This window comes from Erythrobacter sanguineus (genome assembly GCF_900143235.1).
Taxonomy (GTDB): Bacteria; Pseudomonadota; Alphaproteobacteria; order Sphingomonadales; family Sphingomonadaceae; genus Erythrobacter; species Erythrobacter sanguineus.
On sequence record NZ_FRDF01000001.1, the window covers coordinates 222,629 to 236,513 of the forward strand.

Genomic DNA, 13,885 nt, shown 5'->3' on the forward strand with positions numbered 1-13,885 from the left:
ATAACCCGAGGGAATATCGCCGTTCATGGCTGCACATTACGAAGATCGCTACTGGACCAGCAGCGACGGATTGAACCTGCATTACCGCAACTATCCCGGCCCCGAGGGTGGGGAGGCTTTGCCGGTGCTGTGCCTGCATGGCCTGACCCGCAATGCCCGCGATTTTGCAGGGCTGGCCGAAGACCTGCGCGCGCGCCGCCGCGTGATCGTGCCCGAAATGCGCGGGCGGGGGCTGAGCGATTATGCGCCCGTGTCCGACACCTATTCGCCGCTGGTCTATGTCGCGGATGTGGAAAAACTGCTCGCCGATGAAGGCATCACCCGCTTCATCGCGATCGGCACCTCGATGGGCGGGCTGATGACGATGTTGCTGGCTCAGGCCCGGCCCGGACGGATCGCGGCGGCAGTGATGAATGATATCGGCCCGGTGGTCGAACCGTTGGGGCTGGAGCGGATTTCTGGCTATGTCGGGCAGGGGCGATCCTATCCCACATGGGTTCATGCCGCGCGCGGGCTGGAGGCGGTGCATTCGCCTGCCTTTCCCGATTACGATCTCGACCAGTGGCTGGAAATGGCCAAGCGGACCATGGTGGTGAGCCAGAACGGGCGGATCACGTTCGATTATGACATGGCCATTGCCGAGCCTTTTGCAAAGCCGGGCAACGCCGCACCGCCCAACCTGTGGCTCGCGTTCGAGGCGTTGCGCGATGTGCCGATGCTGCTGGTGCGCGGTGGGCTGTCTGAACTGCTCAGTGCCGAAACGGTCAGGCAGATGGCGGTCAGGAACCCGGCGATGAAGGCGATCACCGTGCCGCAGGTCGGCCATGCCCCGACGCTTGACGAGCCGGAAGTGCGGGCCGCGATCCATGATCTGCTGGGCGGCATTGCATGAACGGCAGCGCCGGAGCCGCGCCGGGCGTTCTCCACTGCCATTCGACCTTTTCTGCCGGCGGAAAGGAAGTGCGCAGCGTGCGCCTGATGAACGCCTTTGCGGGCGCCCTTCAACACACCATCATTTCTGCCGAGCCCGAATCAATGGGCGCGCGCGCGTTGATCGGCCGCAAGGTGAAGGTCGCCTTCCCGCAGGATTTCCCCTCGCTCAAGGGCTGGCCCACGCCGGGGCGGCTGGCGGCGCTGGCCGGGGCGCTCAAAGGCTACGACCTGATCTGCACCTATAACTGGGGCGCGATGGATGTGGTGATGGCGCACACGGTGTTTGCCAAAAGCTTTGGCCTGCCGCCGCTGGTGCATCACGAGGACGGGTTCAACGAAGACGAGGCGGGCGGGTTGAAGACCCGCCGCAATCTGTATCGCCGGGCGGCGCTGAAAGGTGCGGGCAGGGTGATCGTGCCGAGCACGGGGCTGGAGAAAATCGCCCTCGGCCCATGGGCGCAGCCGCCCGAAAAGGTGCTGCGGATCGCCAACGGGATCGATACCGCCGCCTTTGCGGCCAAACCGAAGCCGGGCGCGCTGCGGGTGGTCAAACGCAAGGGCGAACGCTGGATCGGCACGCTTGCGGGGCTGCGCCCGGTCAAGCAATTGCCGCAGCTGGTCGAGGCAATGGCGGGCCTGCCCGAGGAATGGCATCTCGTCATTCTGGGCGAAGGGCCGGAACGCGATCGGATCCGCGCTGCGGCGGAAAGCTGCGAGGTCAGCCACCGGGTGCATCTGCCCGGCGCCATCGACGATCCGGTGCAGGTTACGGGCCTGTTCGATATCTTCGCCTTGTCCTCGGCTTCCGAACAGTTCCCGCTGTCGGTGGTGGAGGCGATGGCGGCCGGCCTGCCCGTGGCCGCGCCCGACGTCGGGGATATCCGGCAGATGGTGGCAGAGCCCAACCGGCCTTTCATCGCCGTGCCGGATGACCCGCGCGCGCTTGGGGTGATGCTGGCCGAGCTGGCGCAGGATTCCGGTTTGCGCGCCCGGCTCGGCGCGGCGAATCGCGAGCGGGCGCGGGCCCATTACGATGCCGCGCAGATGGTCGCACAATACCGCGCCGCCTATGGTCAGGCGCTGGGACACGGCTTCTGAGGTCTGTTGCTTCATCTGAGGTTCAAATCCGCACAGGCACATGGCTTTGCAGATTGGCAGGTTCGCGCTTGCCCGGCTTGGGCTTACCCGCCATTGCGGAAGCGGCCATGCCCGCTTAAAGAGCGCGGCGCAGATGCTTGCCACATCGCAAGGCAATGTTTGAGACAAGGAACACAAGGCCGAATGGCGCGCACTCCGACCACCTCTTCCCCGACTCTGGCGGTTCCAGCCGAGGATGACATCCTGATCCGCGAGATCGACGAGGCCGTGCGTCAGGATGACGCGCTTGCATTCCTGCGCAATCACGGGATCAAGCTGCTGGGCGCAATCATCGTGCTGATCGCCGGTCTGGGCGGTTATCTGTTGTGGGATAATGTCCGCGAGAGCGAGCTTGAAGGGCAGTCCGAAACGCTGATCTCCGCGCTCGATTATGCTGACCAGAACGATTTCAAAACCGCGGGTGAAAAGGTTGCGCCGCTGCTAGATGACGGATCGCCGGGGGCACGTACCGCAGCGCGGCTGATACAGGCTGGTGCGGCGCTCGAAGCGGGCGAGATCGACAAGGCCGCCGGGCTTTTCCAGCAGGTCTCCGATGATGCCGATGCCCCTCCGGCGCTGCGCGATCTGGCGCGCATCCGCGATGTCGCGGCGCGTTATGACAGCATGAAGCCGGCCGATGTGATCGCGCGGCTTGGCGATCTTGCTAAGCCGGGCAATCCTTTTTTCGGCAGCGCTGGCGAACTGGTAGCGATGGCCCAGATGGAGGCCGGCAACAAGGCCGAGGCCGGGCGCCTGTTCGCTGATATTTCCAAGGACGAGGAACAGCCCGAAACCTTGCGCTCGCGGGCCCGCCAGATGGCGGGGCTGCTGGGGGTCGATGCGATTGTCGATGTCGAGAAACTGCTGGAAGACGAAGGGGTGGTCGCGTCCGGGGGGAATGGCGGCGCTGCGCTTGCCAATTAAGGTATCAGGTTTGGACGGACGGTTATGACGCATTTCAGAATTGCAAGAACCACGCTGCTGGCAGGGATGCTGGCGGTTGCCCTGACCGGCTGCAAGGGCGGGCTGTTCGGCGGGAAAGATGAAAAAACCACCCCGACGATCGGCAACCGCACGCCGATCCTTTCGCGGATCGAGAGCGGGGCCGAGGTCGATCCGGCGCTGGCGGCGATATCGGTGGTGCTGCCGCCGGCGCGCCCCAACATCGAATGGGCGCAGGTCGGTGGCTCTGCCAGCAAGTCCTATGGCCACCTCGCGCTGGCCGATAACCCGACAAAGGCATGGACCGCGCAGATTTCCGGTTCGACCAACCGTGAACGGCTGGCCGCAGCGCCGGTGATCGGCAGCAACAAGCTGTTCGCAGAGGGGACCGACGGGGTCATTCACGCCTTCGACAAGAAAACCGGTGAGCGGTTGTGGACCCGCGGCGATGGCGACATGACCAAGGATCAGCGACCCTCGGCTTTCGGTGGCGGGGTCAGTTACGAAAACGGACGGATCTATGCCACCAACGGCATTGGCGAGGTCAAGGCGGTTAACGCCGACACGGGCGAGGTGATCTGGAAGGTTACGCCTGCTGGCCCGCTGCGGGGTTCGCCCACCATTGCCTTTGGCCAGCTGTTCGTGATGACGCAGGACAATCAGATCGTGTCGCTCAATATCCAGGATGGTTCGCAGATATGGGACGAATCCGGATCGACCACCCAAGCGGGCGTGTTCGGCGTGGCCGCCCCTTCGGCCGGGCAAGGCACGGTCATTGCAGGCTATTCGAGCGGCGAGCTTTCCGCCTATCGATACGAGAACGGGCGCATCCTGTGGTCGGACGCGCTGGCGCGCACCAGTATTTCGACCACCGTGGGCTCGATCACCGACATTGATGCCGATCCGATCATCGATTCGGGCCGCGTCTATGCACTGGGGCAGGGCGGGCGCATGGCGGCCTATGAACTGGTCACCGGCCAGCGCATCTGGGAATTGAACCTTGCAGGCATCTCCATGCCGGCGATCGCGGGTGAGTGGATCTTCACCCTGACCGACGATGCGCGCCTGTTGGCGATTGCGCGGTCATCGGGCCGGGTGCGCTGGATCACCCAGCTGCAGGGCTTCAGGAAGGAAAAGAAAAAGGAAGGCCCGATTTTCTGGACCGGGCCGGTGCTGGCGGGAGGCAATCTGTGGGTCGCCAGCTCGCGCGGCGAGGTGTGGAAGATCAGCGCCAGTGATGGTTCGGCTGAGTTTTTCGATGATATCAAGCAGCCGGTCAGCCTGCCGCCAGTGGTGGCCGATAACTATCTCTACATTCTTGACGACAGCGGCAGGATCCACGCCTGGCGCTGAGGCGTGCGGTTCGCACTTCGCATGCCGCGCTCAGCAGGGCGTTAACCCTTTTGCGATAGGGCGGGCAGGTGATGAGCGCGCCTTCTTCATCCCGCCATGCCGCAAGACCTGCCCTGCCGCCCAGTGATGTGTCGGCGGGCGTGGGGCTTGCCGGGCTGGCCGGGCTGTTTGCGTGGATTGCCTTTTGCCGTTCCTATCCGGAAATCGCCGCCGCGCTGGGCCTGAGCGGCGGCCTGTCGGCGGCGCGCGGGGTGTTGTCCGGCCCTTATGCCGCGCTCGCCGCCATGCTGTTCACTGCCTTGCCGATGATGCTGTGGTCGGTGCTGGCGGACAAGGTCCACCTGCGCCCTTCGACCGGCCTCGACTGGGGCTGCAAACGCCCGCTTGCCGAAAGCCTGCCGGTCTCGGTCATCAAGCTGTCGGGCCTGTGGGCGACCTGGGCGATCCTTGCCGCCTGCTACGGCCTTTGCCGCTGGTACTGGAACGGCTCCTACCTGTTCGCGATGGAGGTGCTGAGCTTTGCCATTGTCCCACTGGTGGCGCTGTCGGTTCCCTATGTCATCTGGCTTGACCGCTATCTGGTGAGCCCGCGCGACGGCACCTGGCATTTCGGGGCCTTCGTGCTCGGCGGCGGAGTGATCGGCCGCGAGACATGGGACAGTGCGCAGATCGCGAAGCATTGGCGGGCGTGGATCATCAAGGGCTTTTTCGGGGCCTTCATGATCTCGATCCTTCCGCCCGGCTTTGCGCAGGTGGTCGAAGCCGATCCGGCGCAGATCATGGGCAATCCGGTGCAGTTCGCCATGCTGCTGGTGACCCTGCTGTTCGTGATCGACGTGCAGATCGGCACGGTCGGTTATCTGCTGACCTTGCGCCCGCTGGATGCGCATATCCGATCTGGCAACCCCTTGCTTGCCGGATGGCTGGCGGCGCTGCTGTGCTATCCGCCCTTCGTGTGGGGCATCATCGGACCGAATGATCAGGTGCTGAGCTACGAGGTCGGCACCCCCGGCTGGGCGCACTGGTTCGCCGGGCAGGAGGCACTGCTGTGGCTGTGGGGCGGGGTGCTGGTGGTGCTGGCCGGGATTTATGCCTGGGCGACCGTGGTGTTCGGCATCCGCTTTTCCAACCTCACCTATCGCGGCGTTCTCACCAATGGACCGTACCGCTTCACGCGGCACCCTGCCTACCTGTCGAAGAACCTGTTCTGGTGGGCATCGGTGCTGCCGTTCCTGGTCATCTCCGGATCAATGGCGGATGCGATCCGCAACACGTTTTTCCTGCTGGTCGTCAACGGGATCTACTACTGGCGGGCGCGCACCGAAGAAGCGCATCTGCTGGCAGAGGACCCCAAATATCGCGAATATCACGCGTGGATGGCGGAGCACGGGCTGATTACCGCGCCGCTCACCCGGCTGGCGCGGCGATTGAACGGGCGGGGCAGCGTCCCCCAGCCGACCGCGCACCCCTTCCCGGCAGAGTAAGCGCTGCGTTTCAGAACGACTGTTCGTACACCCGGCTGACATCCCCGTTCCATTCCCCGTGGTAAGCATCAAGCAGGCGCTGTGCGGGCACCTTGCCGCTCGCCACGATTTCATCGAGCGTATCGAGGAAGCCGGTTTCATTGTCGCCTGACGAATTGAGCCGCGCGCGCGCCGCCAGCCCCTTGTGCGCAATGGCCAGTGCCTCGCGCCCGATATCGCGCAAGGTGCCGCCGCCGGGGACGGGCGCATCCAGCGCCAGCCGGGGCGCGGCGCTGCGCAGCGCCTCGCGTTCTTCCATCGTCCAGCCCTTGACCAGATCCCACGCCGCATCGAGCGCGCCTTGGTCATAAAGCAGACCGACCCAGAAGGCCGGTAGCGCGCAGATCCGGTTCCACGGCCCGCCATCCGCGCCGCGCATTTCGAGGAAGCTTTTGAGCCGCACTTCGGGGAAGGCGGTCGAGAGGTGATCCCACCAGTCGCTCTGGGTCGGGCGTTCGCCGGGCAGGACGGACAATTTGCCGTCGAGGAAATCGCGGAAGGAAAGCCCCGCTGCATCGATATACTTGCCGTCGCGGAACACGAAATACATCGGCACATCGAGCATATACCGCGCCCAGCGTTCGTAGCCGAAGCCATCCTCGAACACGAAAGGCAGCATCCCCGTGCGCGCCGGATCAGTATCCGACCAGATATGCGAACGGTAGGACAGGAACCCGTTGGGCTTGCCTTCGGTGAACGGCGAATTGGCGAACAGCGCCGTCGCCAGCGGTTGCAGCGCGAGACCGACGCGGAATTTCTGCACCATGTCGGCTTCTGACTGGTAGTCGAGATTGACCTGAATGGTGCAGGTGCGCAGCATCATGTCGAGGCCCATGCTGCCCACGCGCGGCATGTGCCGCAGCATGATGTCATAGCGGCCCTTGGGCATGATCGGCAATTCTTCGCGGGTCTTGTCAGGCCACATTCCGAGGCCGAGATAGCCGACCCCGCATTTTTCGCCGACGGCCTTGACCTGTTCCAGATGCCGCCCGGTTTCAGCGCAGGTCTGGTGCAGGTTTTCCAGCGGTGCGCCTGACAATTCGAGCTGTCCGGCGGGTTCCAGGCTGACCGCGCCATCGGTGCCTTTCAAGGCGATGACATTCCCGCCTTCCTCGACCGGTTCCCAGCCGAATTGCTCAAGGCCTTTCAGCAGGTCGCGGATGCCGCAGGGTTCGTCATAGGACGGGGCGCGGTGATCATCGCGCTTGTAGACCAGCTTTTCGTGCTCGGTGCCGATGCGCCAGTCGGCGGGAGGCTTTTCGCCGCCGACCATCGGCGCGACGAGCTGGTCGAAGCTTTCGATGACCGGATCATCTGCGGTGCTGGTTTCGCGTGTGCTCATCGAAGGTGCCCTCTTTGGCCGGTTGCCTTAGAAAACCGGTTCAGCCGTGGGAAGCGCAAAACGTGTTTGCGGGGGCGAAGCGGCGCTACCAGTCGCCCGCTTGTGCCATCCACACCGCGAGCGCGGCAAGGGCGGCGGTCTCACCGCGCAGGATACGCGGACCGAGGGTGATCGGGCGCGCTTGCGGGCGGGCGCGGATCGCCGCGCGTTCGGCCTCGTCGAAGCCGCCTTCGGGGCCGGTGAGGATCGCGGCAGGGCCGGAATGGGCGGCAAAGGCGGCGGCGGCAGGTTCGCCGCCATTTTCATCGGCGAAATAAAGCGCACGTTCCGGCGGCCAAGTCGCCAGCAGCGCGTCCAACTTTACCGGCTCGGCCAGCGTTGGCAGCGCGGTGCGGGCGCATTGTTCGGCAGCCTCGATGGTGATGGCGCGGGCGCGCTCGAGGTTGAGCTTGTCGGCCACGCATCGGCGGGTGACGAGCGGCTGAATGCGCGCTGCCCCCAGTTCGGTCGCCTTTTCGAGCACGAAGTCGAAGCGGTCTTTCTTGAGTAGCGCCGGGCACAGCCACAGATCGGGCACAGCTTCGCGCGGGCGGAGCATTTCGCCGACTTCCAGCACCACGTCGCGCTTGCCGACCTGTCCGACCCGCGCCGCCCATTCGCCGGTGATGTCGTCGCATAGGATCACGATCTCGCCTTCGCGCACCCGCATCACCTTGCCGAGATAATGCGCCTGCGGCCCATCGAGCGCGACAAGGCGGCCTGTGCCCAGTTCATCAGGCACAAACAGGCGCGGGGCGCTTTTCGGGGGCCAGGCCGGAACCCTTGGTTGGTGCGTGGCGGGCATGGCTTTGCACTAGGCGCTCGGCCCGCTAGGGAGCAAGTCATGTCCGCACGCATTGCCCAATTCCTGATCGCTGCCGTGTTTCTGGCTCTGGGCGGCTGGGCGCTGTTCGCCCCGGCGAGCGTGATCGAACTGGCCGTGACCGAAGGCTATCGCGACAGCAATTACCTCACGCGGTTCACCATGGCCTGCTTCGGCTCGCAGGCCGTGCTGTTCGGCTTGATGGCGCTGATCACGCGCTGGAGCGCCCGCGCCTTTCTGGTCTTTGCGGCTTTGCTGCTGCCGTTCTTCGGTTTCAACTGGTACTTCCATTTCGAAGTGCCGGTGCTGACGTCGATCGGGATGCTCGATTTCGCCGGGAACATCACGATGTTCGCGCTGGCCCTGTGGGGCTGGCGTGCAGCGCGGGCCGAGGAAAAGCGGGCATGAGCGAGCAGATCGTGCCCGACAGCGAACACCGCGGCCTGATCGCACGCCTGCCGCAGTTGCCGCGTGATCTTGCCATGCTGGCGCGGTTCGACCGGCCAATTGGTTGGTGGCTGTTGTTCTGGCCCTGCGTTTTCGGCGTGTGGCTGGCGGGCGCGGGACCGCAACTTGCGCTGCTCGGCTGGCTGCTGGCAGGCTCCATCGCGATGCGCGGGGCGGGGTGCGTTTATAATGACATTGTCGATGCCGATCTTGACCGGCAAGTGGCCCGCACGGCTGCCCGCCCGGTGGCGAGTGGGCGGGTGTCGAAGAAGCTCGCGTGGGGCTGGCTGGTCAGCCTGTGCCTCGTCGGGCTTGTGGTGCTGTTGCAACTGCGCTGGCAGGCGCAGGTGGTTGCGCTTGGCAGTCTGGCGCTGGTCGCGGCCTATCCCTTCATGAAGCGGATCACCTGGTGGCCGCAGGCGTGGCTGGGGATGGTGTTCAACTGGGGCCTGCTGGTCGGGTGGACCGAACTGCGCTGGGACAACTGGGATGCGCTGGCCTGTGTTTACGCCGGGTGCATCTGCTGGGTGATCGGCTACGACACGATCTATGCCCTGCAAGACCGCGAGGATGATGCAATGGTCGGCATCCGTTCCTCGGCGCTGGCGATGGGGGCAAGGGTGCATGCGGGGATTGCCGGGTTCTATGGCGGAGCGGTAGCCCTGTGGGCATTGGGTTTCTGGCTTTATCGCCCCGATCCGCTGGCTTGCCTCGCGCTGCTGCCGGTGGCCGGGCATCTGGCGTGGCAGATTGCGAGCCTCGATGCCGACGATCCCGCCAACCCGCTCGCCCGGTTCCGGTCCAATCGCTGGGCCGGAGCACTGATGGCGGCGGCCTGTTTCGTGGTCGGGAACGCCGGAGCCTGAGCGGCGATGTGCAACCTCTATCGCATGACGAAAAACGCCAGCGAGGTCGCCGCGTGGTTTGATGCGGTGGATGTGGCGGGCGGGGCGAATTTCGGGGCGGAGGTCTATCCCGGCTACCCCGGACTGGTCGTCGCCGGGGGCGAAGTGCGGGCGATGACCTGGGGCTTTCCGTTGGTGCTCAAGGGCAAGCAGGGCCAGCCACTGAAGCCCAAACCCGTCAACAACGCGCGGGCTGACAAGCTTTCCACCTTCTTCTGGCGCGAGTCCTTTTTGCAGCGCCGCTGCCTGATCCCGCTCACTGGCTGGGCCGAGGCGCAAGGGGCCAAGGGGCGGATGACCCGCACGTGGATTTCGGTGCCCGATGCGCCGCTGTTCGCCGTCGCCGGGGTGTGGCGGGAATCGGACGAATGGGGCGCGTGCCATTCCATGGTGATGACGGACAGCGCCGGATCGGCTGCCGAAGCGGTGCACAGCCGGATGCCGGTGCTGCTCGGGCCGGAGGATCAGACCCGCTGGCTCACCGCCGAACCCGAGGCGGCGCTGATGCTGTGCCGCGCATGGGACGGCCTGCTTGCCGTCGATCACACCGAGCAGCCGTGGGCGCGGGGAAGCGCCGCCCAGCCGGGACTGCTGTAACCCCGCCTTAGGGCGCGCTCCACCACGACAGGGTCTGGTTATCATGCGCCGACGTCCACACGCCCGCCGGCGTGTAGCGCAGCGCGCCGCTGCCCACCGCATCACCCATCCGCGCCCGGATTTCGAGCGTTGCGGCGTCGATCACAACCATGGTCTGATCATCGGTGGTGCGCAGCCACACCGCCCCGTCGCCGGTATCGATATCGCCCCATTTGAGATTGTCGCCAACCTTGGTGCGGCCCGCCACCGTCAGCGCCGCCGGATCGACCTTGGCGACCGTGCCATCGCCCTGTTCCTGTACCCAGACCGCGCCTTCGCCTGCGGCAAGGAAACCCGGCGTAGCGCCCAGCGCGACCGTGCCGACCACGGTGTTGGTGGCAGGATCGATCTTCTGCAGCAGCTTTCCTTCGCTGCTGACCACCCAGATCGCATCGAACCCGAAGGCGAGATACCAGGTCTCGGGCACGACATCGATGGTGGCGATCACCGCGTTGGTGGCAGGGTCAATGCGGGCGACCTTTCCGGCCGGATCGCTCGCGACCCAGACTGATCCAGCCCCGGCGACCACGTTGGTTTCGCCCTTCGGGTTGGCCAGACCACTGGCGACCTTGGCTTCCAGCTCGGCACTTTGAAGATTGATGCGATAGATTTCCGCGCCCTTGCAATTGGCGACCCACAGCGACCCTTCGGCAATCGCCATCGTGCCGCAGGGGCGCGGGACGGCGAAGCTGGCGAGCTTTTCGGTGGTGGACCATTGCTCCACCCGGCCATCATTGGTGACCCATGCCGTATCGCCATCGATTGCGATGAAATCGGCGAAACCCGGCACTTCGAGCGCCTTTTCCACCAGATCGGGCGCAGCGCCGGTCGCGGGCGGCGGCGGCTCTTCGGCAGCGCAGGATGCCATCAGGGCCGAGGCCATTATTAACGAGAGGGGGCGTGCTGCCGGGCGTTTGGCCATCGCATTCCTTTCCATGAGGCGCTGGACGCGACGCTGCGCAGGCAGGCGCAACTTTCGGCCAGTGTGACGTGAAGGATAGGCATATTACATTTCTTGGCAATCGTAATAATTCCCCATAGACAAATGCTGCCGATGGGGTGATGCTGCGCTTGCGAAAGGAATCCGATTCATGCTTCACTTGGCGAACCGCGCGGCCCGTTTGTTCCTCATTGCCTGCGCGCTGGCGGTGGCAGCTTGCACGCCTTCGGGCGATGAAGCAGCAGAACCTCGGACTGAATTCAACATTGGCTGGTCGATCTATGCCGGGTGGATGCCCTGGCCCTATGCCGAACAGTCCGGAATCGTGAAGAAGTGGGCCGACAAATACGGGCTCGAAATCAACTTCGTGCAGGTCAATGACTATGTCGAATCGGTCAACCAGTACACCGCAGGCAAGCTTGACGGGGTGACGGTCGCCAACATGGATGCGCTGACCATTCCGGCAGCGGGCGGCAAGGATACCAGCGCGATCATCCTCGGCGATTATTCCAACGGCAATGATGCGGTGCTGCTGAAAGACGCAAGCAAGACCTCCGCGATCAAGGGGCGCGATGTCTATCTGGTCGAGCTTTCGGTGTCGCATTATCTGCTCGCCCGCGCGCTGGAGACCAATGGCCTGGCGATGACCGACGTGAAGACGATGAACACCTCGGACGCGGATATCGCCGGGGCGTTCTCCTCGCCGGAGATCACTGCGGCGGTGGCGTGGAACCCGCAGGTCACCACCATGAAGGGCGTGCCGGGCACGACCGCGGTGTTCACTTCGGCCGATATTCCGGGCGAGATTCTCGATCTGCTGGTGGTCGATACCGCCACGCTCAAGGCCAATCCCAACCTCGGCAAGGCGCTGGCGGGGATCTGGTATGAAACTATGACCCTGATGGCGAAGCAGGATGCCGAGGGTGCCGCCGCACGCGCGGCTATGGCGAAGCTTGCCGGGACGACATCCGAAGCTTTTGAGGGCCAGCTGGCCACGACCTATCTTTACACTGACCCGGCAGCCGCCGTGGCGGCGATGGGTTCGCCTGATCTGGTCACCACCATGACCCGGGTGCGCGATTTCAGCTTTGCCCAGGGCCTGTTCGGGCAGGGCGCGCGTTCTGCCGATGCGGTGGGCATGGAATTTCCCGGCGGCAAGACGCTGGGCGATGAAGGCAATATCACCTTGCGTTTCGACCCAACCTTCATGCAGCTGGCAGCGGAAGGGGCGCTGTAAGGGCGCCGGGCGGATAGCGGCAGGCAAACGCGGATGCGCTGGGTAAACCGCACGATCGGGCGCGGCAATGCGCTGTTGCTGGGCGCGCTGCCGCTGGCGGTGCTGGCGCTGACCTATGTCATCGCCGCCGCCAGCCGCCATGCGGCCAATCCTTCCGACAAGATCCTGCCCCTGCCCGGCGCGATGGCCAGCGCGATGGCGGCGCTGGTGTTCGAGCCCGATCCGCTTTCGGGGCAGTATCTGTTCTGGGCCGATACGCTGGCCAGCCTCAGCCGGCTGGGCATGGGCCTTGGCATTGCGACGCTTTCGGCGCTGCTGGTGGGGCTGGTGCTGGGCGCGCTGCCGCCGGTGCGGGCGACCTTCGGGCCGACGGTCACGGCCATTGCGGTGATCCCGCCGATTGCGCTGTTGCCGATCCTGTTCATCACCTTCGGGCTGGGCGAAACCGCCAAAGTTGCCTTGATCGTGGTGGGTATCGCGCCTTTCATGATCCGCGATGTGGCCGGGCATATCGCCGCGCTTCCGCGTGAACAGGTGGTAAAGGCGCTGACATTGGGCGCGTCGAGCTGGCAATTGCTGCTGCGCGTTGCGCTGCCGCAGGCGATGCCGCGGCTTATCCAGGCCTTGCGGCTGTCGCTCGGCCCGGCGTGGGTGTTCCTGATATCGGCCGAGGCCATCGCGGCGGACGTGGGCCTTGGCTATCGCATCTTTCTTGTCCGGCGTTACCTCGCGATGGACGTGATCCTGCCCTATGTCGCGTGGATCGCGCTGCTGGCCGTTGCCATCGATTTCCTGCTCACCCGCACCAGCCGCAGCCTGTTCGGCTGGGCGCACAAGGCGGGACACTGAGCCATGTTGAGCCTGACAAACGTCTGGGTCGAATATGGCGAAAAGGTCGTGCTCGAACGGATTTCGCTCGACATTGCCGAGGGCGCCTTCGTATCAATCATCGGGCCATCGGGCGCGGGCAAGAGCAGCCTTTTGCGCGTCATCCTCGGGCAGGATCAGCCGAGCCGGGGCAATATCACCCTCGACGGCAAGCCGCTCCCGGCGGAATGCGGGCCGGATCGCGGGGTGGTGTTCCAGCGCTATTCGGTGTTCCCGCATCTGACAGTGCTGGGCAACACCTTGCTGGGGCTGGAATTTGCGCAGGCACCGCTTACCGCCCGCCTGTTCGGCAGCGCCCGCAAGGCTGCCGTTGCCCAGGCGGAAGAGATGCTCGCAGCGGTCGGCCTGTCAGACAGCCTCGACCTCTACCCCACCGAAATGTCGGGCGGAATGCAGCAGCGTCTCGCCATCGCGCAGGCGCTGATCAAGCGGCCGCGCATCCTGCTGCTGGATGAACCCTTCGGCGCGCTCGATCCGGGCATCCGCACCGATATGCACACGCTGATCACCCGGCTGTGGCGCGAATTCGGGCTGACCATCGTGATGGTGACGCATGACATCAAGGAAGCCTTCGGCCTCGGCACGCGGGTGCTCACGCTCGACAAGCGCCGCCACGATCCGCACGCGCCGCACCGCTATGGCGCGGGGGTGATTTACGACATTGCCTTGACGCGCAGAATGGCGGCCGAGGCGGAAATGGAAGCGGGTATTACGATTGACAAGAATGGTAATAATTGAGA

At 64.8% G+C, this 13,885-nt stretch carries 14 protein-coding genes; 11 read left to right on the forward strand and 3 right to left on the reverse strand.

The features are described from left to right. Positions 1-25 precede the first annotated feature (25 nt). From BUA05_RS01070 to BUA05_RS01090, 5 genes are all read left to right on the forward strand, one after another. Complete coding sequence (locus BUA05_RS01070) at positions 26-892, forward strand: alpha/beta fold hydrolase (protein WP_072672808.1); 867 nt, start codon at positions 26-28, stop codon at positions 890-892. Beyond that, the gene (locus BUA05_RS01075; protein ID WP_072672809.1) at positions 889-2,031 is read left to right on the forward strand and encodes a glycosyltransferase family 4 protein; all 1,143 of its coding nucleotides are present in this window, start codon (positions 889-891) and stop codon (positions 2,029-2,031) included. The genes BUA05_RS01070 and BUA05_RS01075 overlap by 4 nt, the downstream gene beginning before the upstream one ends. Positions 2,032-2,214: 183 nt before the next feature. After that, positions 2,215-2,994 (forward strand): tetratricopeptide repeat protein, encoded by a 780-nt coding sequence (locus BUA05_RS01080; RefSeq protein WP_072672810.1) that lies wholly within the window; start codon positions 2,215-2,217, stop codon positions 2,992-2,994. Between the two features lie 24 nt (positions 2,995-3,018). Further along, positions 3,019-4,365, forward strand: coding sequence for a PQQ-like beta-propeller repeat protein (locus BUA05_RS01085; protein ID WP_072672811.1), 1,347 nt, complete (start codon positions 3,019-3,021; stop codon positions 4,363-4,365). A 71-nt stretch (positions 4,366-4,436) separates the two neighbouring features. After that, positions 4,437-5,849, forward strand: coding sequence for a methyltransferase family protein (locus BUA05_RS01090; protein ID WP_086616478.1), 1,413 nt, complete (start codon positions 4,437-4,439; stop codon positions 5,847-5,849). Positions 5,850-5,859: 10 nt separating this feature from the next. Here BUA05_RS01090 and BUA05_RS01095 read toward each other — a convergent pair whose 3' ends face one another. Together BUA05_RS01095 and BUA05_RS01100 are read right to left on the reverse strand one after the other, a co-directional pair. Beyond that, positions 5,860-7,230 (reverse strand): glutamate--cysteine ligase, encoded by a 1,371-nt coding sequence (locus BUA05_RS01095; RefSeq protein WP_072672813.1) that lies wholly within the window; start codon positions 7,228-7,230, stop codon positions 5,860-5,862. 85 nt (positions 7,231-7,315) lie between these two features. Next, positions 7,316-8,074, reverse strand: a complete 759-nt coding sequence (locus tag BUA05_RS01100) for a 16S rRNA (uracil(1498)-N(3))-methyltransferase (RefSeq protein ID WP_072672814.1) — start codon at positions 8,072-8,074, stop codon at positions 7,316-7,318. Between the two features lie 39 nt (positions 8,075-8,113). Here BUA05_RS01100 and BUA05_RS01105 point away from each other — a divergent pair, with 39 nt between their 5' ends. From BUA05_RS01105 to BUA05_RS01115, 3 genes are read left to right on the forward strand one after another with little or no spacing between them, the layout of a single operon-like run. Continuing rightward, the gene (locus tag BUA05_RS01105) at positions 8,114-8,500 is read left to right on the forward strand and encodes a hypothetical protein (RefSeq protein ID WP_072672815.1); all 387 of its coding nucleotides are present in this window, start codon (positions 8,114-8,116) and stop codon (positions 8,498-8,500) included. Then, complete coding sequence (gene ubiA / locus BUA05_RS01110) at positions 8,497-9,405, forward strand: 4-hydroxybenzoate octaprenyltransferase (RefSeq protein WP_072672816.1); 909 nt, start codon at positions 8,497-8,499, stop codon at positions 9,403-9,405. Before BUA05_RS01105 ends, ubiA begins: the two co-directional genes overlap by 4 nt. Positions 9,406-9,411: 6 nt before the next feature. Further along, positions 9,412-10,041, forward strand: a complete 630-nt coding sequence (locus BUA05_RS01115) for an SOS response-associated peptidase (RefSeq protein ID WP_072672817.1) — start codon at positions 9,412-9,414, stop codon at positions 10,039-10,041. Positions 10,042-10,048: 7 nt separating this feature from the next. On the opposite strand, the gene BUA05_RS01120 is transcribed toward BUA05_RS01115, so the two are convergent. Beyond that, a complete protein-coding gene (locus BUA05_RS01120) occupies positions 10,049-10,963 on the reverse strand; it encodes a Vgb family protein (RefSeq protein ID WP_245790033.1) in 915 nt (304 codons plus the stop codon). A gap of 208 nt (positions 10,964-11,171) precedes the next feature. On the opposite strand from BUA05_RS01120, the gene BUA05_RS01125 reads away from it, so the two are divergent. The 3 genes from BUA05_RS01125 to BUA05_RS01135 are packed head-to-tail and all read left to right on the forward strand — an operon-like array spanning position 11,172 to position 13,883. Next, positions 11,172-12,257, forward strand: a complete 1,086-nt coding sequence (locus BUA05_RS01125; protein WP_072672818.1) for a putative urea ABC transporter substrate-binding protein — start codon at positions 11,172-11,174, stop codon at positions 12,255-12,257. 33 nt (positions 12,258-12,290) lie between these two features. Then, positions 12,291-13,106: an ABC transporter permease gene (locus tag BUA05_RS01130; RefSeq protein ID WP_072672819.1), complete on the forward strand. Its 816-nt coding sequence runs from the start codon at positions 12,291-12,293 to the stop codon at positions 13,104-13,106. A 3-nt stretch (positions 13,107-13,109) separates the two neighbouring features. Beyond that, entirely contained in the window at positions 13,110-13,883 is a 774-nt protein-coding gene (locus tag BUA05_RS01135) for an ABC transporter ATP-binding protein (protein ID WP_072672820.1), read from the forward strand. The last annotated feature ends 2 nt before the right edge of the window (positions 13,884-13,885 follow it).

What these genes read in the sequence shown, in the direction of transcription:
- BUA05_RS01070 (WP_072672808.1), top strand. Translation starts at nt 26, where the DNA reads ATGGCTGCACATTACGAAGATCGCTACTGGACCAGCAGCGACGGATTG.
- BUA05_RS01075 (WP_072672809.1), top strand. Translation starts at nt 889, where the DNA reads ATGAACGGCAGCGCCGGAGCCGCGCCGGGCGTTCTCCACTGCCATTCG.
- BUA05_RS01080 (WP_072672810.1), top strand. Translation starts at nt 2,215, where the DNA reads ATGGCGCGCACTCCGACCACCTCTTCCCCGACTCTGGCGGTTCCAGCC.
- BUA05_RS01085 (WP_072672811.1), top strand. Translation starts at nt 3,019, where the DNA reads ATGACGCATTTCAGAATTGCAAGAACCACGCTGCTGGCAGGGATGCTG.
- BUA05_RS01090 (WP_086616478.1), top strand. Translation starts at nt 4,437, where the DNA reads ATGAGCGCGCCTTCTTCATCCCGCCATGCCGCAAGACCTGCCCTGCCG.
- BUA05_RS01095 (WP_072672813.1), bottom strand. Translation starts at nt 7,230, where the DNA reads ATGAGCACACGCGAAACCAGCACCGCAGATGATCCGGTCATCGAAAGC.
- BUA05_RS01100 (WP_072672814.1), bottom strand. Translation starts at nt 8,074, where the DNA reads ATGCCCGCCACGCACCAACCAAGGGTTCCGGCCTGGCCCCCGAAAAGC.
- BUA05_RS01105 (WP_072672815.1), top strand. Translation starts at nt 8,114, where the DNA reads ATGTCCGCACGCATTGCCCAATTCCTGATCGCTGCCGTGTTTCTGGCT.
- ubiA (WP_072672816.1), top strand. Translation starts at nt 8,497, where the DNA reads ATGAGCGAGCAGATCGTGCCCGACAGCGAACACCGCGGCCTGATCGCA.
- BUA05_RS01115 (WP_072672817.1), top strand. Translation starts at nt 9,412, where the DNA reads ATGTGCAACCTCTATCGCATGACGAAAAACGCCAGCGAGGTCGCCGCG.
- BUA05_RS01120 (WP_245790033.1), bottom strand. Translation starts at nt 10,963, where the DNA reads ATGGCCTCGGCCCTGATGGCATCCTGCGCTGCCGAAGAGCCGCCGCCG.
- BUA05_RS01125 (WP_072672818.1), top strand. Translation starts at nt 11,172, where the DNA reads ATGCTTCACTTGGCGAACCGCGCGGCCCGTTTGTTCCTCATTGCCTGC.
- BUA05_RS01130 (WP_072672819.1), top strand. Translation starts at nt 12,291, where the DNA reads ATGCGCTGGGTAAACCGCACGATCGGGCGCGGCAATGCGCTGTTGCTG.
- BUA05_RS01135 (WP_072672820.1), top strand. Translation starts at nt 13,110, where the DNA reads ATGTTGAGCCTGACAAACGTCTGGGTCGAATATGGCGAAAAGGTCGTG.